This window comes from Nocardia abscessus (assembly GCF_015477775.1).
Classification (GTDB): domain Bacteria; phylum Actinomycetota; class Actinomycetes; order Mycobacteriales; family Mycobacteriaceae; genus Nocardia; species Nocardia abscessus_A.
Genome location: NZ_JADLQO010000008.1, coordinates 259719 through 282468, shown reverse-complemented (window position 1 = coordinate 282468; position 22750 = coordinate 259719). Strand labels below are relative to the sequence as shown.

General features: G+C 67.6%; 23 protein-coding genes and 1 pseudogene. 12 read left to right on the top strand and 12 right to left on the bottom strand.

Annotated elements, in window-relative coordinates:
• Nucleotides 1–69: 69 nt before the first annotated feature.
• Nucleotides 70–579 carry a MarR family winged helix-turn-helix transcriptional regulator gene (locus IU450_RS21910; protein WP_228834906.1) on the top strand — a complete coding sequence of 170 codons (510 nt, stop codon included), beginning with the start codon at nucleotides 70–72 and terminating at the stop codon, nucleotides 577–579.
• A gap of 31 nt (nucleotides 580–610) precedes the next feature.
• Here IU450_RS21910 and IU450_RS21905 read toward each other — a convergent pair whose 3' ends face one another.
• From IU450_RS21905 to IU450_RS21890, 4 genes are all read right to left on the bottom strand, one after another.
• Nucleotides 611–1420 (bottom strand): RNA polymerase sigma factor SigF, encoded by an 810-nt coding sequence (locus IU450_RS21905; protein ID WP_195151591.1) that lies wholly within the window; start codon nucleotides 1418–1420, stop codon nucleotides 611–613.
• Entirely contained in the window at nucleotides 1413–1850 is a 438-nt protein-coding gene (locus tag IU450_RS21900; RefSeq protein ID WP_043725884.1) for an ATP-binding protein, read from the bottom strand. The genes IU450_RS21905 and IU450_RS21900 overlap by 8 nt, the downstream gene beginning before the upstream one ends.
• Before the next feature lie 241 nt (nucleotides 1851–2091).
• Nucleotides 2092–2583, bottom strand: a complete 492-nt coding sequence (locus tag IU450_RS21895; RefSeq protein ID WP_195151590.1) for a DUF4254 domain-containing protein — start codon at nucleotides 2581–2583, stop codon at nucleotides 2092–2094.
• 109 nt (nucleotides 2584–2692) lie between these two features.
• Nucleotides 2693–3118 carry a VOC family protein gene (locus IU450_RS21890; RefSeq protein ID WP_195151657.1) on the bottom strand — a complete coding sequence of 142 codons (426 nt, stop codon included), beginning with the start codon at nucleotides 3116–3118 and terminating at the stop codon, nucleotides 2693–2695.
• Nucleotides 3119–3270: 152 nt separating this feature from the next.
• Between IU450_RS21890 and IU450_RS21885 the strand changes: the two genes are divergently transcribed.
• On the top strand, nucleotides 3271–4242 hold the full coding sequence (locus IU450_RS21885) for a GlxA family transcriptional regulator (RefSeq protein ID WP_195151589.1): 972 nt from the start codon (nucleotides 3271–3273) through the stop codon (nucleotides 4240–4242).
• Nucleotides 4243–4307: 65 nt separating this feature from the next.
• Here the strand turns inward: IU450_RS21885 and IU450_RS21880 are convergent, their stop codons facing one another.
• The 3 genes from IU450_RS21880 to IU450_RS21870 all read right to left on the bottom strand — a co-directional run bounded on the left by IU450_RS21880 (nucleotide 4308) and on the right by IU450_RS21870 (nucleotide 6628).
• Complete coding sequence (locus IU450_RS21880) at nucleotides 4308–5513, bottom strand: fatty acid desaturase family protein (RefSeq protein WP_195151588.1); 1206 nt, start codon at nucleotides 5511–5513, stop codon at nucleotides 4308–4310.
• Between the two features lie 72 nt (nucleotides 5514–5585).
• Nucleotides 5586–5759, bottom strand: a complete 174-nt coding sequence (locus tag IU450_RS21875; protein ID WP_181720651.1) for a hypothetical protein — start codon at nucleotides 5757–5759, stop codon at nucleotides 5586–5588.
• A gap of 146 nt (nucleotides 5760–5905) precedes the next feature.
• Nucleotides 5906–6628, bottom strand: coding sequence for a TetR/AcrR family transcriptional regulator C-terminal domain-containing protein (locus IU450_RS21870; protein ID WP_195151587.1), 723 nt, complete (start codon nucleotides 6626–6628; stop codon nucleotides 5906–5908).
• 301 nt (nucleotides 6629–6929) lie between these two features.
• Here IU450_RS21870 and IU450_RS21865 point away from each other — a divergent pair, with 301 nt between their 5' ends.
• A complete protein-coding gene (locus tag IU450_RS21865) occupies nucleotides 6930–7397 on the top strand; it encodes a DUF5994 family protein (RefSeq protein ID WP_195151586.1) in 468 nt (155 codons plus the stop codon).
• 60 nt (nucleotides 7398–7457) lie between these two features.
• Entirely contained in the window at nucleotides 7458–7871 is a 414-nt protein-coding gene (locus IU450_RS21860; protein WP_195151656.1) for a DUF5994 family protein, read from the top strand.
• A 74-nt stretch (nucleotides 7872–7945) separates the two neighbouring features.
• On the opposite strand, the pseudogene IU450_RS39855 reads toward IU450_RS21860, so the two are convergent.
• Nucleotides 7946–8080: pseudogene (locus IU450_RS39855) on the bottom strand (SDR family oxidoreductase); the annotation flags it as partial.
• 224 nt (nucleotides 8081–8304) lie between these two features.
• On the opposite strand from IU450_RS39855, the gene IU450_RS21855 reads away from it, so the two are divergent.
• Nucleotides 8305–10161: a DNA/RNA non-specific endonuclease gene (locus IU450_RS21855; protein WP_195151585.1), complete on the top strand. Its 1857-nt coding sequence runs from the start codon at nucleotides 8305–8307 to the stop codon at nucleotides 10159–10161.
• A gap of 26 nt (nucleotides 10162–10187) precedes the next feature.
• Here IU450_RS21855 and IU450_RS21850 read toward each other — a convergent pair whose 3' ends face one another.
• Both IU450_RS21850 and IU450_RS21845 read right to left on the bottom strand, forming a co-directional pair.
• Nucleotides 10188–10646 carry an SRPBCC family protein gene (locus tag IU450_RS21850; RefSeq protein ID WP_195151584.1) on the bottom strand — a complete coding sequence of 153 codons (459 nt, stop codon included), beginning with the start codon at nucleotides 10644–10646 and terminating at the stop codon, nucleotides 10188–10190.
• A gap of 340 nt (nucleotides 10647–10986) precedes the next feature.
• Nucleotides 10987–11913 carry a DAPG hydrolase family protein gene (locus IU450_RS21845; protein ID WP_195151583.1) on the bottom strand — a complete coding sequence of 309 codons (927 nt, stop codon included), beginning with the start codon at nucleotides 11911–11913 and terminating at the stop codon, nucleotides 10987–10989.
• Nucleotides 11914–11970: 57 nt separating this feature from the next.
• Here IU450_RS21845 and IU450_RS21840 point away from each other — a divergent pair, with 57 nt between their 5' ends.
• Nucleotides 11971–12573 (top strand): TetR/AcrR family transcriptional regulator, encoded by a 603-nt coding sequence (locus IU450_RS21840; protein ID WP_195151582.1) that lies wholly within the window; start codon nucleotides 11971–11973, stop codon nucleotides 12571–12573.
• Nucleotides 12574–12592: 19 nt separating this feature from the next.
• A complete protein-coding gene (locus IU450_RS41340) occupies nucleotides 12593–12823 on the top strand; it encodes a DUF6374 family protein (protein WP_416382895.1) in 231 nt (76 codons plus the stop codon).
• An 80-nt stretch (nucleotides 12824–12903) separates the two neighbouring features.
• Here IU450_RS41340 and IU450_RS21835 read toward each other — a convergent pair whose 3' ends face one another.
• Both IU450_RS21835 and IU450_RS21830 read right to left on the bottom strand, forming a co-directional pair.
• A complete protein-coding gene (locus IU450_RS21835) occupies nucleotides 12904–14859 on the bottom strand; it encodes a multicopper oxidase family protein (protein WP_195151581.1) in 1956 nt (651 codons plus the stop codon).
• Nucleotides 14856–15272, bottom strand: a complete 417-nt coding sequence (locus IU450_RS21830; RefSeq protein WP_195151580.1) for a DUF6220 domain-containing protein — start codon at nucleotides 15270–15272, stop codon at nucleotides 14856–14858. Before IU450_RS21830 ends, IU450_RS21835 begins: the two co-directional genes overlap by 4 nt.
• Before the next feature lie 164 nt (nucleotides 15273–15436).
• Here IU450_RS21830 and IU450_RS21825 point away from each other — a divergent pair, with 164 nt between their 5' ends.
• The 5 genes from IU450_RS21825 (at nucleotide 15437) to IU450_RS21805 (ending at nucleotide 22114) form a co-directional block, all read left to right on the top strand.
• On the top strand, nucleotides 15437–16660 hold the full coding sequence (locus IU450_RS21825) for a histidine kinase (RefSeq protein ID WP_195151579.1): 1224 nt from the start codon (nucleotides 15437–15439) through the stop codon (nucleotides 16658–16660).
• Nucleotides 16657–17334 (top strand): response regulator transcription factor, encoded by a 678-nt coding sequence (locus tag IU450_RS21820; protein ID WP_195151578.1) that lies wholly within the window; start codon nucleotides 16657–16659, stop codon nucleotides 17332–17334. Before IU450_RS21825 ends, IU450_RS21820 begins: the two co-directional genes overlap by 4 nt.
• A gap of 206 nt (nucleotides 17335–17540) precedes the next feature.
• The gene (locus tag IU450_RS21815; protein ID WP_195151577.1) at nucleotides 17541–18470 is read left to right on the top strand and encodes an alpha/beta hydrolase; all 930 of its coding nucleotides are present in this window, start codon (nucleotides 17541–17543) and stop codon (nucleotides 18468–18470) included.
• 30 nt (nucleotides 18471–18500) lie between these two features.
• Complete coding sequence (locus tag IU450_RS21810; RefSeq protein WP_195151576.1) at nucleotides 18501–20402, top strand: ABC transporter ATP-binding protein; 1902 nt, start codon at nucleotides 18501–18503, stop codon at nucleotides 20400–20402.
• Complete coding sequence (locus IU450_RS21805) at nucleotides 20399–22114, top strand: ABC transporter ATP-binding protein (protein ID WP_195151575.1); 1716 nt, start codon at nucleotides 20399–20401, stop codon at nucleotides 22112–22114. Before IU450_RS21810 ends, IU450_RS21805 begins: the two co-directional genes overlap by 4 nt.
• Nucleotides 22115–22750 lie beyond the last annotated feature (636 nt).

The following is a 22750-nucleotide window of genomic DNA, read 5'->3' as shown; positions in this document are numbered from 1 at the left end:
ACTTAAATATTAAGCAATCGAGACATCCGCTGAACTACGCTGACGTCCCGTGTGGAAAAGGATGCGCCGTTGATCGGTGAATCAAACATCGAGGAATCAAACGCGGACGAGCCGGACCGTGATGGATTGGAATCCGACATCGCCGCCGACATCCGCGCGCTCACCGCGATCTCCGAGCAGATCGGACAGGTCTTCGCGCGGTCCAACGAGCTGCGCGCCAACGATTTCCGCGCACTGATGCACGTCGCGACCGCCGAGCTCGAGGGCGCGCCGCTGACCGCGGGCGGACTCGGCAAACTGATGGGCATCTCGTCGTCCGCGGTGACCTATCTGGTCGAGCGCATGATCGAGTCCGGTCACCTGCGCCGGGCGACGGACCCGTCCGATCGCAGGCGGGTCATCCTGCACTACGACGAGCACGGCATGGACGTAGCCCGCGGCTTCTTCACTCCGCTCGGGCGGCAGACCCGCGCGGCGATGGCCGGACTGCCCGACGAAGACCTGCGCGCCGCGCACCGCGTCCTGGTCGCCGTCGTGGAGGCGATGCGCGACTATCACGCCGACCTGACCGGCGAGTGAGCGCCCGACGGCGGGGCGGCGGTACCCCGCGTCAGTCGCGCAGAGCCTGCTCGCGCAGCGATTTCAGGGTCTTGGACAGAATGCGCGAGACCTGCATCTGGGAACAGCCGATCCGCTGGGCGATCTGTTCCTGGGACATCGAATCGAAGAAGCGCATCACCAGGACCTGCTTCTCGCGTTCCGGCAACGCCGCCAGCAGCGGCTTCACCGCCAGGTAGTTCTCGACGGTGCCGAAGTCGGGGTCCTCGGCGCCGAGGGAGTCCAGCAGCGAGGGACCGCCGGACTCCGCGTCGTCGGTGTCGGAAGCGGCATCGATCGAGGAGGTCTGATAGGCGTTGCGCGCGATGAGCGCCTGGGTCACCTCGTTCAGGTCCGCGCCGAGTTCCTCGGCGATCTCCCTGGCCCGCGGCATCCGGCCCAGCCGCTGCGACAGGATCTCCACCGTCGGGCCGATGGTTGACTGAATTTCCTTGAGCCGCCGCGGCACACGCACCGACCAGGCGTAGTCGCGAAAATGCCTGCGCACCTCGCCCATGATCGTCGGCACCGCGAACGACAGGAAGGTCGCGCCGTGTCCGGGATCGAAGCGGTCGACGGCGGCGAGCATGCCCACCCGGGCGATCTGCAGCAGGTCCTCGAAACTCTCGCCGCGACCGCTGAACTTGCGGGCGATGTGCTCGGCCAGCGGCAGACAGCGCTCGATCACCTCCGCGCGCACGGCTTCCCTGCGCGGGTCGTCCTGGGCCAGCGCTGCCAGTTCAGCGAAGAGCGGCTCGATATTGTCGTAGCTGTCTCCCCGGGCTTTACGCTTGGGAGCGGCCGGATTCGACTCGCTACTCATTATTCGAGCCGCCGCGCACCCAACGGAAGTCGACGACAGTCGGGTAGCCGCCCGCGGCGGAGTCGTGCGCGCCTCGCGAGGACGAGACCGAGTTCGTCAACGTCGCCACGATGTGCCAGCCGAAACTCGACTCGTCCGGGCTGGCGTCCGACACCGTGACGGTGGACACACGCACGTCCACCGCGTCGCCGTCGAAGCCGAACGCGCACTCGAGCTCCGCACCGTCCACCGCGTCCAGCACCAGCGCGCTGGCCACCTCGTCGAGCGCCAGCCGGATATCGGTCACCTCATCGATGCCGAAATCGGCCATGAGCATGACGGTCTCGGCCAAGGCACGCAACATGGCCAGCTGTTCGGACACCGCGGGCACCCGCACGCTGATCGTGCCGGTCCGCGTCGTGGCGGGAGGAGTCCCCTCAGCCTTGCTCATGCACCGCTCCCAGAAGTCGCGCCGTCCTTCGGAGCGCTCAGCCTACGCCCTCTCGTCAACGCGCCGCGATCGGCCACCGCCCAGCACGCGCATTTCCGCTCGCCGCGGCGGGTCACCCGGCGCCCCGACGCGGGCACGGCCGCTCCGCACGACCGCCGATCATGAAGCTGACCAGCGCATTTGCCCGGCCCGGCCGCACTGGGCGGCCGAACCGGTACCCGGGCCCGCGAGCCGCTCATGATCACCGCGGCACCGGCGCCGCCGCCGGTTGTGTCCGCTTCGGCGGGAGGCGGCGGCGGCCGTCGGTGACCGCGTGCACCAGATCCGCGTAGGCGATCTCCAATTCGGCCAGCCGGGTCCATGCCGCGTGCATACGCTCGCCCCCAGGGTCGTCGTGCATGAGCAGATGGAACGCCTTCTCCGCGACGGCGGCCATCCGGTCGATCACTTCGCCCAAGCTCGCGTCGTGCAGGCGCGCGGCCGTCGTGGCGGACGGCAGGTGCAGCGTCGCCCACGTGTCGATCCGGTCGACCGCCTCGGCCCGGCGCCCGTCGATCTCGGCCGAACTCTCCGGGTCCTCCCGCCTGCGCCGGTGCAGTTCGGTCAGCTCGCGCGCCCACCGGCTCACCGGCCCCTGCACATGCTGACCGCCCAGTGCGCACAGCAAACTGCTCGGACTCGGTAGCACCGAACCCTCGTACACCTTCCGCGGGCGCGCACGCTGGACCAGCATCGGCCTACCTCCTCGGCACGACCACACCGATCCGCGACCGGTCGTCGACGCCTTCATCAGGACAGCGTTCATTCCGGATCGGGCATGCCCGCGTGGGCCACATCCAAACTCACAGTGGCGCAGTGAGTTCGAGGTGGATTCCGTCCGGATCGGAGAACGACAGGATCGCGATCCCGAAATCGGCCATTTCCGTGATCTCACCGTGTTCGATGCCCGCTTCGGCCAGACGAGCGGCCGCGGCCACCAGATCCTCGCGCGCCGGGACGGCGAAGCTGAGGTGGTCCAAACCCACACGCTCGGAATCGAATCGATCCGTCGCCGCCGCCACCGGCCGCAGGCCGAGCAACATGCCGTTGGCCTGGAACACCACCCCGCCGAACAGGCGCATCGGGTCGGTGCGCACCGCAGGATCGTCCGGGCTGCCCGGCGATTCGGCGGCGATCGGGAAGCCGAGCACATCCTGGTAGAAGGCACGGGACCGGGCGATGTCGGTCACAGTCAACCGGATGTGGTGGGTCCCGGTCGTTTCGATCATGGTCACGCGAACTCCCAGGTGCGAAGAGGTACGGCGGCTCGATCGACGCCCCGGGGCGGTGCCGCCGGAGGCGAGCCGTCTCGCGATGACAGTAGGACAGAATTCCGGCGGAACCGAGTGTCGGAAACGACATCTTCGGTACTGTTCCCGACATGGACGTCGCTGTCTTCGTAGTGGACGGCGTGGCCGACTTCGGGTACGCCGCTTTGCTGGAGACCTTCAACACCGCCAACAGCGTGCGCAGCGAACTCGCCGACCCGCCGCAGCCGTGGCGAGTCCACAGCGCGTCGTTCGGCACCACGGTGCGATCGGGCAACGGGAACACCGTGCCGACAGTCCCGCTCGACGAACTGGGCGACGAATTCGAGCTGATGATCGTGCCCGCGGTGAACGTCCTGGAGGCCACGGCGCTGATCGAGCTCATCTCCGCACCGGCCAGCCGTCCCGTCCTGGACCGCCTGGTCGCCGCGCGCGAACGGGGAGCCCATCTCGCCGGCGCCTGCACGGGGACGTTCTTCCTGGCCGAGGCAGGCGTGCTGGACGGTTCACCCGCGACGACGAGCTGGTGGCTCGGGCCCAGCTTCCGGCGCCGCTATCCGCGCGTCGAACTGAACGAGGGCCGGACGCTGTGCCGCGGCCACGGCGTCACCACCGCCGGTGCGGCGCTGTCGCACATGGACCTCGCCCTGTCGCTGATCGCCGCCAAGAGCCCGGCGCTGGCCGAGCGCGCGATGCGCTACCTCGCGGTCGGCGCCGGCCGACCGCAACGCGAGTTCATCGTTCCCGAGATCATCGCCCGAGGCGATTCCGTTACCGCCGCCTTCGAACGCTGGGTCCGCGAACACCTCGGCGAAAATTTCCGGATCGCCCAGGCCGCCCGTGCCATCGGCGTCACCGAACGCAGCCTGCAGCGCGCCACGCACGCCGAACTCGGCATGTCACCGACCGACTTCGTGCACGACATCCGCTTGGAACGCGCCGTGCATCTGCTGCGCAGCACTCCGCTCACGGTGGACGCGGTGGCGGCCAGGGTGGGCTACCTCAACGCCGGGACCCTGCGCGGGCTGTTCCGCCGCCGCGGGATGTCGATCTCCGAAATCCGCATGGCGCGCGTCTCCTACTGAGCCGAGTGCCACGCCGTTGTCCGGTGCCGCGGCGCCCCGGCCGCCGAGCCGGATCGGACCGCGCACTAGGGACGGAGTCGACCGGTGAGCAGCAACGCGGTACGCAGGCCGCGCCGGGGAAACGCGTCGGCTCCGGGCACCGGGCGGGCGTGGAACTTCCGTTCCGAGGCGGTCTCCGGAGCGTCGTCGGAGGTCGCGGTCAGGAACCTGTCCGGGAGGGCCAGCTTGTGGATGGTGCGCAAGGTCAGCAGGTACTGCCGGATCAGCGGCCCGGTGGTGTAGGGCAGGTCGTACTTGTCACATATCCCGCGCACTCGCACGGCTATCTCGGCGTACCGGTTGCTGGGCAGGTCCGGGAACAAGTGGTGCTCGATCTGATGGCACAGATTCCCGCTCATGAACGCCAGTACCGGTCCGGCGTCGAAGTTCGCGCTGCCGAGCATCTGCCGCAGATACCACTCCGCCTTCGTCTCGTGCTCCACTCCGTCCGCGGTGAATTTCTCCGCGCCGTCCGGGAAATGACCACAGAAGATCACCACATACGCCCAGAGGTTACGCAGTACGTTGGCGGCGACGGTCGCGGCGAGCGTGCGACGCCAACGCCGCCCGCTCAGCGCCGGAAAGAGCACATAGTCCTTGGTGACCTGCCGCGTAATCTTCCGGATCAGCGCTCTGGTCTGGGCGGCCTTCTCCGCCGGCGCAGGCAGGCGAGCGTGCTCGGAGTACAAGTCGTGCAGGGCGATGCCCCATTCGAAAGTCATCGCCAGGAACAGGTTCTGCAACGGTTGCAACAGCAACCGCGGCCTCCACTGCTGGTCTCGGGTCACCCGCATCACGCCGAAGCCGATGTCGTCGTCTATACCGATCACATTGGTGTACATGTGATGGCGATAGTTGTGCGAATAGCGCCACTGGGAGGACACACCCGCCATATCCCATTCCCATGTCGTGGAATGAATTTCCGGGTCGTTCATCCAATCCCATTGGCCGTGGCACACATTGTGGCCGATCTCCATGTTCTCGATGCTCTTCGCCGCCGCCAGCGCCGTCGTCCCCAGTAGCCAGCCTGCTCTGGTTCGGGTACCGGCGATCACCAGCCGGGACGTGGCTTCCAATATTCGCTGGAACGCGATCGTCCGGCGGATATAGGCGGCGTCCTCGGCGCCGCGCCGATCCAAGATGTCGAGGCGGATCGCATCGAACTCCCGCCCCATCGCTTCGATGTCCGTCTCGCTCAAATGCGCGTAGGCCGCGACCTGCGTGATTGCCATTCGTTACTTCCTCGAGTCTGTGGAGCACTTGCCGCGATGAGGGCTGACGTTTCCGGACCGTCGAGATCGGAGTCAGCGTGTGAACGCCTGCTTCAGCTTGCGCCCGGCCAGTGCGATGGTGCCGCCGGGACGTCTGCCGCCGACGTCCGTTCTGCGACGGCTGTCTTCGTCGGTCTTGGCCAGCAGCGTCCGTAAGCTCGAGCGGCCTGCCCGGACCTGGTGCGCGATCTTGTCCCTGATGGTCATCGGAGAGTTCCCGTCTTCCGGTTGCGCGGCTCGGCCACGGACTCTTCCGATCGGCCGACAGCGGATGCGTGAACCGGTTGTCGCCAGTCTACGGGCTGGCTACAACGTACGTCTACATCGTAGACGTACGTTGGTGACAGCAAGTCTCACCGCGCCTGACCTGGCTGGAGCAAAGTGACGCTCAGGCCGGTGAGCAAAATGTCGAGACCACGTTCGAGCTCGGCTCCGCCGTCGTAGGCGGCCAGGACGGGCGCGAGTTCGCGCAGCAGTGGGAACTCCGCTATCGGTAGCCGGTACAGACCGAGCCGCAGTACGTCGTCGGTCTCCTCGGGACGCTCCACGATCTCCTGCAACTCGTTGAGAACGTGCCCATACAGGAAGCCGAACACCGCACGGTAGACGTGCAGGGCGTCGGCGCCGGAGAACCCGGCACGGGTGAGCAACTGGAGGATGTCCTCCAAGGGACGGATCACCGCATACGGCCGCAGCCCCAACGGTGTGGCCAACGGCCGGGTCACCAGCAACGGCACCACCCGCGGATGCGCCAGCGCCAGCCCCCGGAAATCCCGGGCGAGGGCGCGCAGTTGCGCGACCCAGTCCGGGGCGGCGGGATCGACCGACAATTGCGCCAGCACCAGTTCGGTCACACCGTCGAGCACAGCCGCCTTGTTCGGCACATGCCGGTAGATCACCATCGGGTCCCGCCCGACCGCCTCGGCCAACCGCCGCATCGACAGCGCCTCGACACCGTCCCGATCGATGATCTCGAGCGCCGCGGACAGGACGACCGCCCTCGTGACCGCACCATCCCCACGCTGCGGACGGCGATTTCCCGAGCGAGAACTCGTGCGATCGTTCGGTTCGGCCATCTTCCATGCCTCCAACGCCATAGAACCACGTGATGTCACGAGTGTAGACCTACAACGTTGACATCGCGACGGATCAGGCGTCTACTGGAGGTACACGGCAACTGCTCCGGGTCACTTCGCCGATCGGGACCGAAAACGGCTTCCGGAGGTCATCGCGGCCGCCATCGGTCTATGCGCCCGACTTCAGCCGCCTCAGGCCCGCCGACGAGGCCGCCCGACCGGCGTCCGCACCGCCCGGGCGATCCCGAGCCATCGCGCCGCCATCGGCCGACGACGCGACGCTCCCCGCGAAAGGAACGACATGCGATTCCGCAACCGAAACAGCGGCGCAGTAACCACATCCGAACAGACGCATCCGTCCTCCGCGCGGCATTGCGTTCCGCCGGACTACACCCCTCGACTGAGGTTGAAGCCGAAAGCGGAACGCGGCGGATACATCGACGGCGCATGGTGGCCCCGCTCCAGTGAACTGACCGCCGAGCTGCCCGACCTGCTCGCAGTCCTGACCGTGCGGCTCGGCCCCATCTGGCGAGTCGTCTACGACCCCACCTGCTGGTCGGACACACCCCGGCAGACCACCGTCCACGGTGGTCAGACCGTCCGGCTGGACTCCTATCCCTTCGAACTGTGGAACACGATGTACGTCTTCGGCCGCGACAACGACCTGCTCGTGCTCCGCGTCATCCCATCGGCCACCGACGACGACATCGCCCACACGGCCCTGATGGCCGCCGTCGCACCCGAAGCCGCGACCACCCCGACCGGCTGACCAGAGGAACACACCATGCCCCGAATCAGAATTCGCCGCCCGATCACCAACCACTTCGACATGTCCTCCGCCACCGGCCCGCCACCGGCCGGCGGGCAACCCTTCCAGGCCCCTACTCGCACCCCACGCCTGCTGCTGCGCGAATCCGGAACCGGGCCCGAGGAGGTCGACGGCGGCTGGTGGCCATGGACCGACAACCTCACCGCCGAACTGCACGACCTGATCAGCGCTCTCACGCCACGCCTCGGACACACCGCACGCGTCAGCTTCGACTGGAACGCCGTCAGCCTCACCCAGCGCCGCATCGACCGCCAGGACGGCATCGAAGTGCACGGACCCGATTCCGGTCAACCGCCCGGCGTCATGCATCTGATCGGTACGAACGACGCCCAGGCGACGCTGCTCGTCATCCCCGCCGCCACGCCACCCGCGGAAGCGGACAAGCTGCTGCGGCAAGCGGCAGGGAAATCCTGACGAACGGCGCCGGGCTCAGAACGCTCCCCCACCGGCAGGCACGCTCGCCCCGGCCGAGACACCGCGAGCGCGTCGGTCTGCACAGCGCCGGGCAGCACGCTGTTGGCTGTGATGCCGCGCGGGCCGAGTTCCCTGGCCAGCACCCGGACAAGCTGCTCGACGGATTGGTCACCCTCGTGACCGCGACTGCTACGGCTCTCGCAGAACACCGGTGAGCGCTGCCCACCGCGCGCCGAACGTCGCTGAATCCGACAGCGCTTCGACCGGATTTCCTACTGTATTGATTATCCGAACAAACTTTTCGCGGCATTCCTACCTGCCCTGGTTCGAGTAGTTCTCTACTCGTGTACGGCCCGCACGGCGATCCGATGATGGCAATAGCTGGTGCGACAACGTTGTCGCCGCCATGCTCACCTCGAAGACGGAGTCAGCCATGCCCGCGAAAAAGAACTCGCCAACCGGCCGGTCGCACGCCGAGAACGACCACCTGCTCGACGCACTGCGCACATTCATCCGCACCAAAGGGGAAGATTTCCTCGAAGACCCCAATATTTCCTCGATCGGCGTCGGCTACAAGCAGGTCGACGGGAAAACGACCGGTGAGATCGCGGTGCAGTTCACGGTGAACGAGAAGGTTTCCGAACCGGAGGCACTCGAATCGCTTGGCACGAAGACCATTCCGGAAACCGTCACCGTCGACGGGATCGAGGTGCCCACCGATGTCCTACCGCGCAAATTCGAGCCCGCCTTTCGAGTGGTCGGCGAAGCGGTTGCGCCGCAACGTAAGACGCGCCTGGATCCGATCGTTCCCGGAGTCAGCGTCGGCCATCCCACCAGCACGGCGGGGACGATCGGTTGCGTCGTCTACGACCGAGACGACGGCACACCGTACGTGCTGAGCAATTGGCACGTACTGCATACCGCGGAGGGAGCGCTCGGCGACGACGTCGTGCAGCCGGGCCCGCGCGACGACAACCGGATCGACCGCAATCGGCTCGGCGAGCTCGTCCGCTCCCATCTCGGCACGGCAGGCGACTGCGCCGTCGCGGCCATCGAGAACCGGCAGTTCAGCGCCGAGATCAGCGGGCTCGACGTCACCCCGGACCGGCTCGGCGAACCCGAGCTCGGCGACAAGGTGATCAAGAGCGGCCGCACGACGCAGATCACCCACGGCATCGTGCGACGCGTGGACGTCATCGCGAAGCTCAGCTACCCCGGCATCGGACCGAAGAGCATCGGCGGCTTCGAGATCGGACCGGACCCGGCGAACCCGCCGGTCGACGGCGAGATCAGCAGCGGGGGCGACTCGGGCTCGGCGTGGATGTTCAAGTCTGCCGACGGCGAGACCAGCACGGTACTGGCCGGACTGCATTTCGGCGGCGAGATGCGGCCGAACACCGACGAGCACGCGCTGGCCTGCCTGCCGCAATCGGTGTTCGAGAAGCTCGGTATCACCCTCGCCCCGCCCGTCGCGGAGGAAGTCGCGGTCGTCGCGGGCTACGACCCACGTTTCCTGACCTCACCGGTACCGCTGCCCGAGGTGGACGCGGAGGTCCGCCCCGATGTGGCGACCGCACTCGACGGCGCGGACGTCCTGCACTACACGCACTTCTCCCTCGCGATGCGCCGCTCGCGCCGATTCGCCATCTGGGTGGCCTGGAACATCGATGGCGCGTCGATGAAGAAGCTGTCGCGGAAGAAGATCGACTTCGTCAAGGACCCGCGCCTGGACGCGGATGCCCAGGTCGGCAACGAGTTGTACCGCGACAACCGGCTCGATCGCGGTCACCTCGCGCGTCGCGCGGACCTGCTGTGGGGCAGCCTGCCCGAAGCGGCGAAAGCCAACAAGGACTCGTTCTTCTACACCAACATCACCCCGCAGATGGACGATTTCAACCAGAGCATGCGGGATGGGGTCTGGGGGCGGCTCGAGGACGCCGTCTTCGCCGACGTCACCGTCGACGAGTTCAAGGTCAGTGTGTTCGGCGGCCCGGTCTTCACCGAGGACGACCGGGAATTCCGGCAGGTCAAGATCCCGCGCGAGTTCTGGAAAGTCATCGTGTTCGAAGAGAACGGTGAGCTGAAGGCCCGCGGTTTCCTGCTGAGCCAGAACCTCGAGCAGCTCGAAGCGCTCGAACTCGACGAGTTCCGTGTGTTCCAGGTCCCGCTGGCCGAGATCGAACAGCGGGCCCGCTTCCACTTCCCGCCGGTGCTGCGGAACGCGGATCTGCGATTGGCGCCGGAAGAAGTGGCCACCCCGTTGGACTCGCTCGCGGACATCCGGTGGTGAGGCCGACCGGGTGCGATACGTGATCGCTATACCGCGCGAGAATTCGGGGGTTCGCTGAATCCCTCGGCGAATTCGATGAAGTTCTGCACGACGGTTTCGCTCTCTCGTCGAACACTGCGTTTGAGCAGAAGTCCTGGGAGCAACAGGGAGGAGTGCATCTCGGTGTGGTACCAGACCTGGGTATCCGCACCCTCCCGCGACACCTCGAACCAGCCACCGCCGCCGAGCCCGTTGCAACTGTCCACGACCTGCCACGACACGCGGTCAGCGGTCCACTCGTATTCCAGCACCTGCAGATCGGACCTGCCGAGGAACGTGTCCGCGGTGACGTAGACCCGCTGCGGCCTGCCGGATTCGTCGCGAGAGGCCACGCGCGCATCCGAATACACCGACCATTCAGGAAGCAATTCGATCGCCGCGAGCGCATCGAAGACCTGTGCAGGATCGACGGCGACGGCGAAATGTATATCGGTTTTTACGCGCATAACTCCTCCACCCCCCGTACCAACGCGGCCGATTCTGCCCGGCACGCCTTTCATCCGTCAACATGCTCTTGCCCTTCACACACCGGCTTCGCGCGAATCTCGCGGTCGGCTACTCATGGGCTATTTCGGGGCGGCAGCTATGCGAGTCCACGGACCGATCAGAATCGAGAAGCACCGGTCGAGGAGCCGAAGCCAGCGCCACCGGGTCACAGCTCAGCCCCGCTACGCGAAGTACCAGCGCGAATCCGACCGGGAGAGCTCCTTCCCGTTCCGACTCACCCGCGATGAGCGTCCAGCCCACCTCCGAATGATTCGACTCGCGTCGGATGACCGGCAGTGATCACTCCTTGAATTCGTTGTACAACTCCGGCAGGAACTGGGCGAGATGGTTCATTTCCTGACCGCAGTGCATCAGCAGGTCGCGGGCGAGGTCCATGCCGGGGAGCAGATCTCCCACATCGGCGGCGGCCCCCCGCTGGATCGCGCGTGCGGTGCGCAGCGGGTCGGGTGCGTGCATGCCGTACAGCCGGAGATAGAAGCGGCTGCGCATCTCGCAGCCTCCGGGGATGGGCCGCACTTGGTGGGCCAGCCAGCCCAGGTCCACCGGCGCCACGCTGCTGCCGACGCGGCCCAGGATCACAGTGTGATCGTCGGGTACGGTGAACCCGTATGCCTTCGGGTCATGGAACGCGATGGCGAGTTGCTGCAGCTTCGGGCCGATGTACTCGTCCACATAGGAGATGTTTCCGACGTACCTGTCCCGGTCGGGCATCGGCCGGGCGAGCCGGTCGGCGGCCACTTCGCTGTACAGGTGCGCGTCCGGATGCCACAGCTTGTACCGCGCGGACTCGACCATGTGCCAGCCGAACCACCAGTCCCACATCGCCGCCGTCACGCGCGGCATCTCGGTGCGTACCGCGACCCACACCGTCCCCGCGTCGGTTTGCCCGTACCCGGTCTCGACCGGCGAGTATCCCGTCGGCGCGAGATCGGTCACCAGGGACGAGAAGGCGGGGATCCGCTCGCGGGGCGTGGCCGCTCCCGCACAGGCGGCCGTGACAGCGGGTTGCGGCGGCGCCGTGCGCTCGGCCATGAATCGCGCGTACGGCTCGGCCTTGTCCTCCGGTGAGTATCCCGCGTAGCGGATGTTGTCCCCGTAATGCTGCGCGCGGGCGAAAGCGCTGGTCGTCGCGACGGTGAACGCGCCCGTCGCGACAGCCGCGATCGCCAGCGCGCGCCGACGCGGCATGCCAGATAGTCTCAACATGTGTTGAGACTATCTCGGACCGCCGCGCCGCGACCCGCGCTCGGTAGGTTTCGTGACATGACACAACCGAGGCGGCAGCGGACGGACTCAGCACGGCGGCGCGCCGAGATCGCCGCCGCCGCACTGCGCGTGCTCGGTGACCACGGTCCGCGCGGTCTCACCCATCGCGCGGTCGACGCGGCCGCACAGCTGCCACCCGGCTCGGTCAACTATCACGCGCCGACCCGGCAACGGCTGCTCGAGATGGCTTCCGACGAACTGTTCGCGCAGGACATGGCCGTCGCCGCGCGCCACTTCCACACCCCGGCGGCGTCGACACCGACCCTCGCCGACCTCGCCGTGAACTTCGTCCTCGAGATGACCGGACCGCATGCCCGGTACCGGGTGCTCGCCAGGCATCATCTACTCGCCGAAGCACGCACCAACCCCGAGTTGCACCGCCACTTCGAGACGGCACGAGCCGCTTTCGTCCAACTGGTCCGCGACCGGTACGAGGAAGCGGGCCACCCAGTGGACGCCACGGCCGCCGAATTCTGCGTCACCGTCATCGACGGACTGGTCAACCGCCAGATCTTCTTCCCCGACTCCGCCCTGCCCGCGACACGGATCCGCACCGTCGTCGAGGCAGCCGCACACACGATCGAAACCCAATTCGACTGAAAGCGAGCCACTTTCGCCAATACGTTCCCGGGTCACCCGTCTCGGCTACCGGCAATGCAGCCGCCGCTCGCGCAGACAACTGCTGGACGCCGCCGCATTCGGAAAGCACCTGCGGCCGGAACAGCTCGAGAACATGGCGGGCAAGCCGGCCGAGGGCTTGCGCGCATACACGGAAGCCATGGCGGCCTCCCAACCACCCGCCGACGGCCGCGCCTGCCTCGATTTCCGTAACCGCTCCCGCGGAGGGTGATTCTCGGGACGCCACCCACCCGCGAGTCGGCTTCTGCGAGCCGATGAAACCGAGGAGGTTCGTCGGCGATCGCGCGGTCGTCAGCGGTGGTGGCTCGATCCGACGGTGTGCATACCGCTGAACGGGGTGGTGAAGCCGTCGTAGCGCAGACGCAGCATCATCCCTTGGTGCGCGTGAGGCAGGTTGTGGCAGTGATTCATCCAGATGCCCGGATTCGAGGCGCGGAACGCGACCTCCCATACCTGGCCAGGACGAACGTCGAAGGTATCGACCCACAGTGGGCTGCCCGTCGACGGCGCTCCGTCTCTGGACAGGATCAGCACCGGATGGCCGTGCAGATGCCAGGGGTGGGTCTCACGGCTGCGGTTGACCACGGTGAACCGGACGATGTCGCCTTCGGCGACGAGCTGATCGGGGATCGTTGGGTGTCCACGGCCGTTGACGGTGTGCGCGTACGCCGGTGAACCGTCGACCATGGCCGGCCCACGGTCGAGAACCAGGGTGAAGTGCCGGTCGACGGCGTCGGTGCGCAACGCGGCGGGAACCGGAGTTCCGTACGTCAGCAGGTCGAGTTCGGGCCATCCGGCGATGTCCTGTGTGGACGGCTCGCCGTCGGGGGCGCCGGACCGGGGCCGCAACCACACGGTGGCAGCGCGGTCGTCGACTGCCAGCGCCACGGATGTGCTCGGCATGACGAACACGAGGTCGTAACGCCCGCCCGCGGGCAGCCGCAGCGTGGTCCGGATGATCTCGCCCGGCTGCTCCAGGTCGCGGCCGTCGACGGCCGCCACCCGGAACGAGGTGCCCGCCAGCGCGAACATGTGCGGATCGGAGTCGGTATTGATCAGCCGCAGCCGGACCGCGGTGCCCGGCGGTGCGATTCGTTCGGCGCCGCCCGCGATGGTGGCCTTGCCGTCGAAGGTGTGCACGAGCAGAGTCAGATCCAGTTGTTCGGTGTTGTCTTCCGCGCGAGGTTTCACGACGAGGGCGCCGTAGAGCCCCCGGCGTACGCCGATGTGCGACGCGTGATGGGTGTGATACCAGTAGGTTCCCACTTGGTCGGCGCGGAACCGGTAGACGAATTCGCCGCCGGGTGCCACGGCATCCTGGGTGAGGCCCGCGGCACCGTCCTCCCCGCACGGCACGTCGTAGCCGTGCCAGTGCAGGGTCACTCCGTCGCCGAGATCGTGGTTGATCAGCCTGACCTCGATCAGATCTCCTTGGGTGGCCGTGAGCTGCGGGCCGGGCACCGTGCCGTCGAAGGTCCAGGCGTCGATGTCGCGTCCGGACTCAGTGCGCACGGTGGCTTTTCGGGCGACCAGTACGTGTTCGCGCCGGACACCGCCCGGCGCCGGGGTTTCGGCGCCCCGCAGTTCGGTCACGGGTACGGCCGCATGCGATGCCGGACCGGGACCGCCTCCGTCGGTCGCCGACGCGGCGGACCGCACCGACAGGCCGACGCCGGTACCGGCCGCCCCGACCACGACCACACCACCGGCAACGCCGAGGAAGCGGCGGCGCGAAACCTCAGGCCGGTCATCGGTATCGGGTTCTTCGCTCGGTGTCTCCAGCACTCGCGCGGTCAGCAGCACGGCCGCCGACACCAGGGCAATCGTGATCAGCACGATGCCGAAGCTGAGGGGGTATCCGACGAGGAAGCTCACCACGAAACCCGCCAACGCGGCATAAGCCGCGGTGAGCAGCGCGACGACGCCTGCCGCATCGTGGGTTCGCGGCCATCGGCTACCCCTGGCCTGCGCGAGCAGCCGAGATCCAGCGACCACCGTGGCGACCGATGCGGCCACCACGAGCATCGGCAGCCCGAAGAGCACCTTCTCTTGGACGAACCACCAGCCTCGACCGGCCAGCACCGCGACAGGCACCGCCCTGGCCGACGTCACCAGCAGCGCCACGACCAGGAGAGCCAGGGCGAGCCCGGCGCGCCGCAGCGCCATGGTGCCGCCTGCCGCGAACCACGCGACGACACTCAGCAGCGCGAGGGCATGGTCCACGATGATCCAAGTGGCTGTGGTCATGACGCCGTTCGCACGGGTTCGGCCGGTTTCCACGCTGCCTTCCGCGACTGCCGCACGATCATCCCGATCACGCCGATGATGACCAGCCCGTTGATGGCGTGCAGGCCGAAGACGAGATGGCCGCCGCTCGAGCCGTCACCGACCGATCTGGCGACTTCCCGGATCACCGACTGACCGATCACCAACCCGGTGACCAGACCGGCCAGCCCGATGAGCCGTCGCGGCATCCGGGCGACGGCGGCGGCGATCGTGATCACGAACGCGAAGACGAGGATCCCGTATCCGAGCGTGCGATGCGGCTGGAAGGATTCATCGACGGGCGCGGTGTCGAACGCACCGCTGGCGGCCAGATAGAACTGGGCGATGACGGCGAGCAGCAGCAGGGCCGCCAGGCCGGTGAAGGCTCTTTTCATGCCGTCGATCGTCGTGGCGGCCGGGCATGCCCGGCTTCCGGCGACGGGAGTCGCCGTCTACGTGAATACGCGTAGGAACAGCGCGATCGGCTGCGTCGGTCGTCGTAGCCGATCGCGCGCCCGGAGCGAAGTGCGTGCACTCGCGGATGCCGTACTCTCACGGCATGGTTCTGCGGGCGGTGACGCGACAACTGTCTGCCCGGTCCTCACCTCGGCCCGTCTGGTTCTCGGATATCGCGCTGGCGCTGTTCGTCACCGTGATCCAGGTTCTGAGTGCCGCGATCCCGGTGCCGCTCGAGCCGGTCTCGACGCCGGTCTCTGGCATCGGATACGCCCTGCTGCTCGTCAGCGGCGTGGCCGTCGCCGCGCGCCGCCGGTGGCCGGTCCCGGTATTCCTGGTCACGGCGCTGGCCAGCCTGATCTATTTCGGTTTCGACTTCCCCGATCGACTGTCCTATCTCGCGCTCTTCGTCGCCCTGTACACCCTCGCCGCCTATGGCGACGGGTGGCGCTCGCTGATGATCGCCGGTGGCGGCATCACGGTGCTCGCCATCGGCTGGTTGATCGCCGCGGCGGATGTCGAGCCGATCGTGGCAATCGGATGGGTGTTCTTCCGGATCGGCGCGTCCGTGATCAGCACGACGCTCGGCGAGTCCGTCCGATCCCGCCGGGTCATCGCCGCCGATGCGCAAGAGCGGGCAGAGCTGGCGGAACGGTCCCGCGACGAAGAAGCCAGGGCGCGAGTCGACGCCGAACGGCTGCGGATCGCCCGCGAAGTCCACGACACCGTCGCTCACGCCATCGCCATCATCAACGTGCAGGCCGGTGTCACCGCACACGTGCTCGACAAGCGACCGGAACAGGCCCGCGAAGCATTGCGCACCATCGAGCAGACCAGTTCGCGGGCCCTGCACGAGATGCGTGCCATTCTCGGTGTTCTGCGCGATGGCGACGAGCGCGAGCCCTACCCCGGTCTCGGTCAGATCGATGAACTCGTCGGCAAGGCCCGCGATGCCGGGCTCGACATCGCTTTCGAGCAGACCGCCCCGGTGACACCGCTCCCGAGCGCGGTAGGCAGCGCCGCGTACCGCATCGTGCAGGAATCGATCACCAACGTGATCCGCCACGTCGGCCCGACCCGGGTGACCGTGGCGCTCGAACCCGGCATCGACGCCTTGCGGATACGGGTGATCGATGCGGGCCGCCGCCGCGACACCGCTCACGTTCCGCCCCGCACCGGCAGCTCACCCACGACCGGCCGCGGCATCGTCGGAATGCGGGAACGCTGTCAGCTGCTCGGCGGCGAACTCGACGCGACGTCACGTCCCGACGGCGGGTTCGAGGTCAGTGCCCGCCTTCCCCTCACCCCGGTCGGATCGCACCTGTGAACTCCACACCGCCGATCAAGGTGCTGCTCGCCGACGACGAACGTCTGGTCCGCTCCGGCTTCAAGGTTCTGCTCGACCTGGAGGACGACATCACGGTGGTCGGTGAAGCCACCAACGGCGCGGAAGCCGTCGAACTCGCCCGCGCCCGCCGCCCCGACGTCGTCCTCATGGACATCCGCATGCCACGGCTGGACGGAATACGGGCCACCGCACAGATCGCCGAGGCCAACGGGTTGGAACGGGTCAAGGTCCTGATCCTGACGACCTACGACACCGACGAGAACGTCTTCGACGCCCTGCAAGCGGGTGCGAGCGGATTCCTGCTCAAGGACGCGGGTCCCGCCGAACTCTTGCACGCCATCCGGGTGGTCGCCGCCGGTGAGGCGCTGCTCGCGCCTCGGGTCACCCGCCGCCTCATCAGCCAGTTCACCGCGCAGCGCAGAGCTGCCAAGTCCGCCGAAGACCGGCTCGCGGTGCTGACCGACCGTGAGCGCGAAGTGCTGGCATTGGTGGGGCAGGGCATGAGCAATGACGAGATCGGCGCCGCGTTGTTCCTCAGTCCCGCCACCGCGCGCACCCATGTCAGCCGCGCGATGGTGAAACTGGGTGCGCGCGACCGCGCGCAGCTGGTCGTGATCGCCTACCAGACCGGGCTGAGCGACTTCACCTCGTAGCTGTCGGCGGTTCGCCCGTCTCTGGCGGGGCAGCGCCGCGAACACACCTTGCCGCTGCGCATATTTCGGTACGCCCGGTGTTCGTTCGACCACCGCCGGTACGACGAACGACGCAGCTGACAGTCATCTTCGTACGCGCATTCACGTAGACAGCGACTCCCGTCGCCGGAAGCGGAGCATACCCGGCGGACGCGACGATCGTCGGCATGATCATCGATCCCGAACTCGAAGCATTCATCCCGCTGTTCCCCCCGGCCGACCTGAGCGACCCGGTCACCGCCCGCGAGAACCTCGCCGAGCTGGCCGCCGCGATCGCCGTACCGGAGACGGCGGAGCTGGAGATCGAAAATCGCACCGTGCCTGGCGATTCCGATGTGCCGATCCGGATCTATCGGCCGCACCGGGCACAGGGGGCTATCTTGTGGCTGCACGGCGGCGGATTCGTCATGGGCGATCTGGACACCGAGCATCCGTGGGGCGCGCTGCTCGCCACCGGCTCCGGCGCCACGGTCATCTCGGTGGGCTACCGCTTGGCCCCCGAGCACCCGTTTCCCGCCGCGCACGATGACATCTACACGGTGCTGACCTGGACGGCCGAGCACGCCGCCGAGCTCGGCATCGACCCGGCGCGGATCGCGATCGGCGGCCACAGCGCCGGCGCGGGACTCGCGGCCGCGGTGGCATTGCGGGCGCGGGACCAGCAGGGGCCGCCGATCCGCTTCCAACTGCTCAATCAACCGGTCCTCGATGACCGGCAGCAGTCCTGGTCGGCGCGGAATTTCACCGATACGCCCTTCGTGACTCGCGGCAAAGTCGCCCAGATGTGGGGGCATTACCTGGATTCCACGCCCGCCACGCCATACGCTGCCCCGGCGCGGGCCACCGACCTGTCCGGTCTGCCACCTGCCTACATCGCCACCGCGGAGTTCTGTCCGAACCGCGACGAAGACATCGACTACGCACTGCGCCTGTTGCGGGCGGGCGTGCCGGTCGAGCTGCATCAGTGGCCCGGCACGTTCCACGGCTCGCAGGCGATCCTGTCCGCCCAGGTGTCCCAGCGCCAGACCGCCGAACTCGCCGCGGCCCTGCGTCGCGCCTTGGCCGGGGATACCGCCGCCAGCTCGAAAACGGCTTAGCGCGGCGAGATCGACGAAGACGGGAGAACGATGACCACCATCGACGTTGCCGATTCGAGGGAGCGGTCCGCACCGCCCTCCGCGGATACCTCGGCGGAACCGAGCGTGGCCGGATTGCTGCGCCCTCACCTGGGCGGCTTCGCCGCCGTTGTCGTCCTGCAGATCATCGGCGCTGTCGCCGGTCTGGCGCCGTTGCTCGCGGTGGCCGAATTGGGTCGAACTCTGTTGTCGCCTGGGCCGATGGATCACGGTCAGGTCTGGATGGTCGTGATCGCGGGGGCGGTCGGCTTGTTCGTCCGGTTGCTGTTCACGGCCGCGTCGTCCGGCATCGGGCACCTGCTCGACAGCCAGGTGCAGCTGTCGTTTCGCCGGCAACTGGCCGCGCGGCTGGGGCGGGTGCCGATCGGCTGGTTCGCCCGGCGCAGCTCCGGCGAGCTGGCGAAGATCGTCGGTAAGGACGTGAGTGCCGTGCACCCGCTCATCGCCCACACTCCCGGCGATCTCGTCGCCGCGTTCGTGGTGCCGCTGGTGTCGCTGATCTACCTGTTCAGCATCGACTGGCGGCTCACGTTGATCACGCTCATTCCGGTGGTGCCGGCAGTGGCGCTGGTCCCACTGATGATGACCCCGGCCCGGCTGCGCGAGCAGAAGGAGTTCGATGCGGGGATGAGCCGGATCGCGAACGCTGCCGTCGAGTTCGTGCAGGGCATCTCGGTGATCAAAGCGTTCGGCTCCGGCGAGCGCGCCCACCGCAAATTCCGCACGGCCGCGGACGATTTCGCGGACTCGTTCCTGCGCATGGTGCACGGTCTCGCCGGGATCGCCGCGGGGATGCAGGTGGTTCTGTCGCCGCCGTTCGTGCTGCTGGTCGTCCTGATCGGTGGGACGGTCCTGATCACGGACGGTTCCCTCGCCCCGGCCGACCTGCTGCCGTTCCTGCTGCTGGGCCTCGGCCTCACCGCTCCGATCGCCGCACTCGGCCACGGATTCGACGATCTGCAGGCCGCCCGCCGCGCCGTCGAGCGCATCCGCGACGTGCTCGCCGTGCCCTCGCTGCCGGAGCCCGCGCGCCCGGTCGCGCCACAGGGCCACCGGGTGGAACTGCGTGACGTGCGCTTCGGGTACGACGCCGGTCGGGAGGTATTGCGTGGGATCGACCTGGTGCTCGAACCGGGCACGGTCACCGCGATCGTCGGACCGTCGGGAAGCGGCAAATCCACACTGGTGCAGTTGTTGCCGCGATTCTTCGACCCGACCCACGGCTCGGTGACCCTGGGCGGAGTCGATCTGCGCGAACTCGCCGGCCGTGAGCTCTACCGGATGGTTTCCTTCGTATTCCAAGACGTTCGCCTGCTGCGCGCATCGGTCGCGGACAACATCGCGCTGGCGGTGCCGCATGCCGACCGCGACGACGTAGTGCGCGCCGCCCGGTTGGCGAACATCCACGAGCGAATCCTCCAACTGCCGCACGGCTACGACACCGTCCTCGGTGCGGGCGTTCAATTGTCCGGCGGTGAATCGCAACGCATTTCACTCGCGCGGGCTCTGCTTGCCGACGCGCCGGTTCTCGTGCTCGACGAGGCGACCGCCTTCGCCGACCCGCACACCGAACAGGCGGTGCGCCGGGCACTGGCGACGATGGCGGGCGATCGGACCATTCTGGTCATCGCCCATCGCCTCGAGACGATCGCCGAGGCCGATGCCGTCGTGCTGCTGGAGAACGGGTCGATCGTCGAGCGCGGCAAACCCGCCGAATTGCTGGCGGGGAAAGGCAAGTTCGCCGAATTCTGGCAATCCCACCGAGTCGCGTTCACCGATGGAGCCGAAACCCTCGGTGGCGTGCTGCGACGTGAGCTCGGGCCATGGAGGCGGATCGTAGCCGCGCACGGTCCTGCGAACGATCAGACACTGCAAGGAGACGAGCCCCGATGATTCGAATGCTATTGCGCGTGCTCGGAGACGAGTACGCCCAGCCCGTGCGCCGCACTGTGGCCCTGATGACGGCAACCGCCGTAGTCGAAGGTTTGTCCTACGCACTGCTCGTTCCGGTGTTGCGGGCACTGTTCGGAAGCACGCCCACGGACGCCCGGCCTTGGCTGATCGCGTTCGGGACGGCTGTCGCCGGCTACGCGGCGCTGCGCTATCGCAGCGATCTCTCCGGATTCCGCGTCGGGACCACGCTGTTGCGCGGTGTCTATCATCGTTTCGGCGATCGCCTGGCTCGATTGCCCCTCGGCTGGTTCACCGCCGGTCGCGTCGGGGAGGTGTCGGTCCTCGCCAGCGAGGGTGTATTGCAGGCAATGAGCGTGATCGCCCATCTGCTGGCCCCTTTGATCTCCGCAGTGGCGACTCCGCTGACGATCCTCCTCGTGATGCTCGCCTTCGACTGGAAGATGGGATCGGCCGCGCTGGCCGCCGTGCCGATCGTGGCGGCGATCCAGATCTGGACGGGACGTGCGATGGCCGCCGCCGATGCGGAGCGCACCGAACGCACCACGGAGGCCACGGGGAGAGTCATCGAATATCTCCAGGCCCAGCCGGTGCTGCGCGCCGGCGGCCGCACCGCCGAACGCTTCCGACTGCTCGACGACTCGCTGTCGGGACTCGAGCGCGCGGCCCGCCGTTCCATGCTGTCGGCACTGCCCGGCATAGTGGGCCTGACGCTCACCGTGCAGGCCGTGTTCACCGCACTGCTCGCGTTGGGCGCCTACCTCGCGCTCGGCGGGAACATCGGTGCAGCAGAGGTTTTGGCGATCCTGGTGCTGGCCGCCCGCTGCGCGGATCCGCTGCTGTCGCTGTCGGAAATCGGTGGCCAACTGCGCGGCGCGCGGGTGGGGCTGGCTGGACTCGACAAGGTGTTGCGCACCGCGCCCCTGCCGGAAGCTCCTGAACCGATCCAGCCGGTAGGTCATGCTCTGGAGTTCGAGTCCGTTACCTTCCAGCATGGCGGCCGCACAGTGATCGACAACGTGTCGCTGTCCGTGCCGGAGGGCCAGCGACTCGCCGTTGTCGGGCCGTCGGGGGCCGGTAAGAGCACCTTGCTGCAACTGCTCGCTCGGTTCTACGACGTGGACGAGGGTGCGGTGCGCGTGGGAGGTGTGGACGTCCGCTCGATCGGCACCGAAACACTGATGGCGCAGTACGCCATCGTCTTCCAGGGCGTCTACCTCTTCGACGGCACCATCGAGGAGAACGTGCGCCTCGGCCGTCCCGACGCCACCGACGCCGAAGTCCGAGCGGCAGCGACCGCGGCGCGCTTGGACGAAGTGATCGAGCGCCTGCCCGACGGATGGGCCACGACTGTCGGCGAGGGCGGCGCACTCCTGTCCGGTGGCGAGCGTCAGCGTGTCTCGATCGCGCGAGCGCTGCTGAAGGACGCCCCCATCGTGCTGCTGGACGAGGTGACCTCCGCACTGGACCCGATGAACGAGGCAGCCGTCCACGAGGGCATCGAGCGCCTGATGGCGGGCCGGACGGTGGTGATGGTGGCGCACCGGCTGCGCACCGTCCAACGCGCCGACCGCATCGTCTTCCTGGACGGCGGCCGGGTCGTGGAGCAGGGCAGTCACGAAGAGCTGCTGCGCCACGGCGGGCACTACGCCGACTTCTGGGAAGTGTCCCGGGTGCCGGTAGCGTTTGAATGAGCCATATGGCGCTGCGCCGGGTCGACATGGACCTGATCGGCGACGCCTGAACCGCTGGCGCAGCCGGTCAGGCGTAGTCCGGCACTTACCGCCGACCAACCGGCCCGATGTGGAACGAAATAGCAGTTCGGCTTCTCGCTGAGGTGGTTGGGACCCTCATGTACACGCCTCACCTCTGCTGTCCAGGTCGGCGTCACCGCCGAGCGCCCTCCTCAACTGCTCATTGTCGAGTCCAGACCAGGATTCTCCCGGCAGGTTCACACCGCAAGGATCGTGCGCTGCACGAGTGTGACGTCTCCCCGTGCGTCCGCAGATCCAGCTACAACCGACCCTTCGTCCATGAAGCCGAAGTACAGGTAGTCGGCTACCCGTGAGCAATCTAGCTTCCACTGGCAGGGTTCTCCTCGAGCACGAGTAGTCGAACCAGGAGTTTCGATGCGATCTCCAAGTAGCCATAGCTCGAGGCCCGCGAGAGCCGCTTGGTTTGCCGCGAAAGTCTCGGCGCTCGGATTCTCAGCGACCGTTTTCATGGCTTGCGAAAGCAACAACACCGACATACCCCCGCCGCCCGAGTCGGCCTCCCCTTCGGTGACATCTACGTCGGCCGCGTCGCAGCCCGGAGTGACGGTTTCGCCC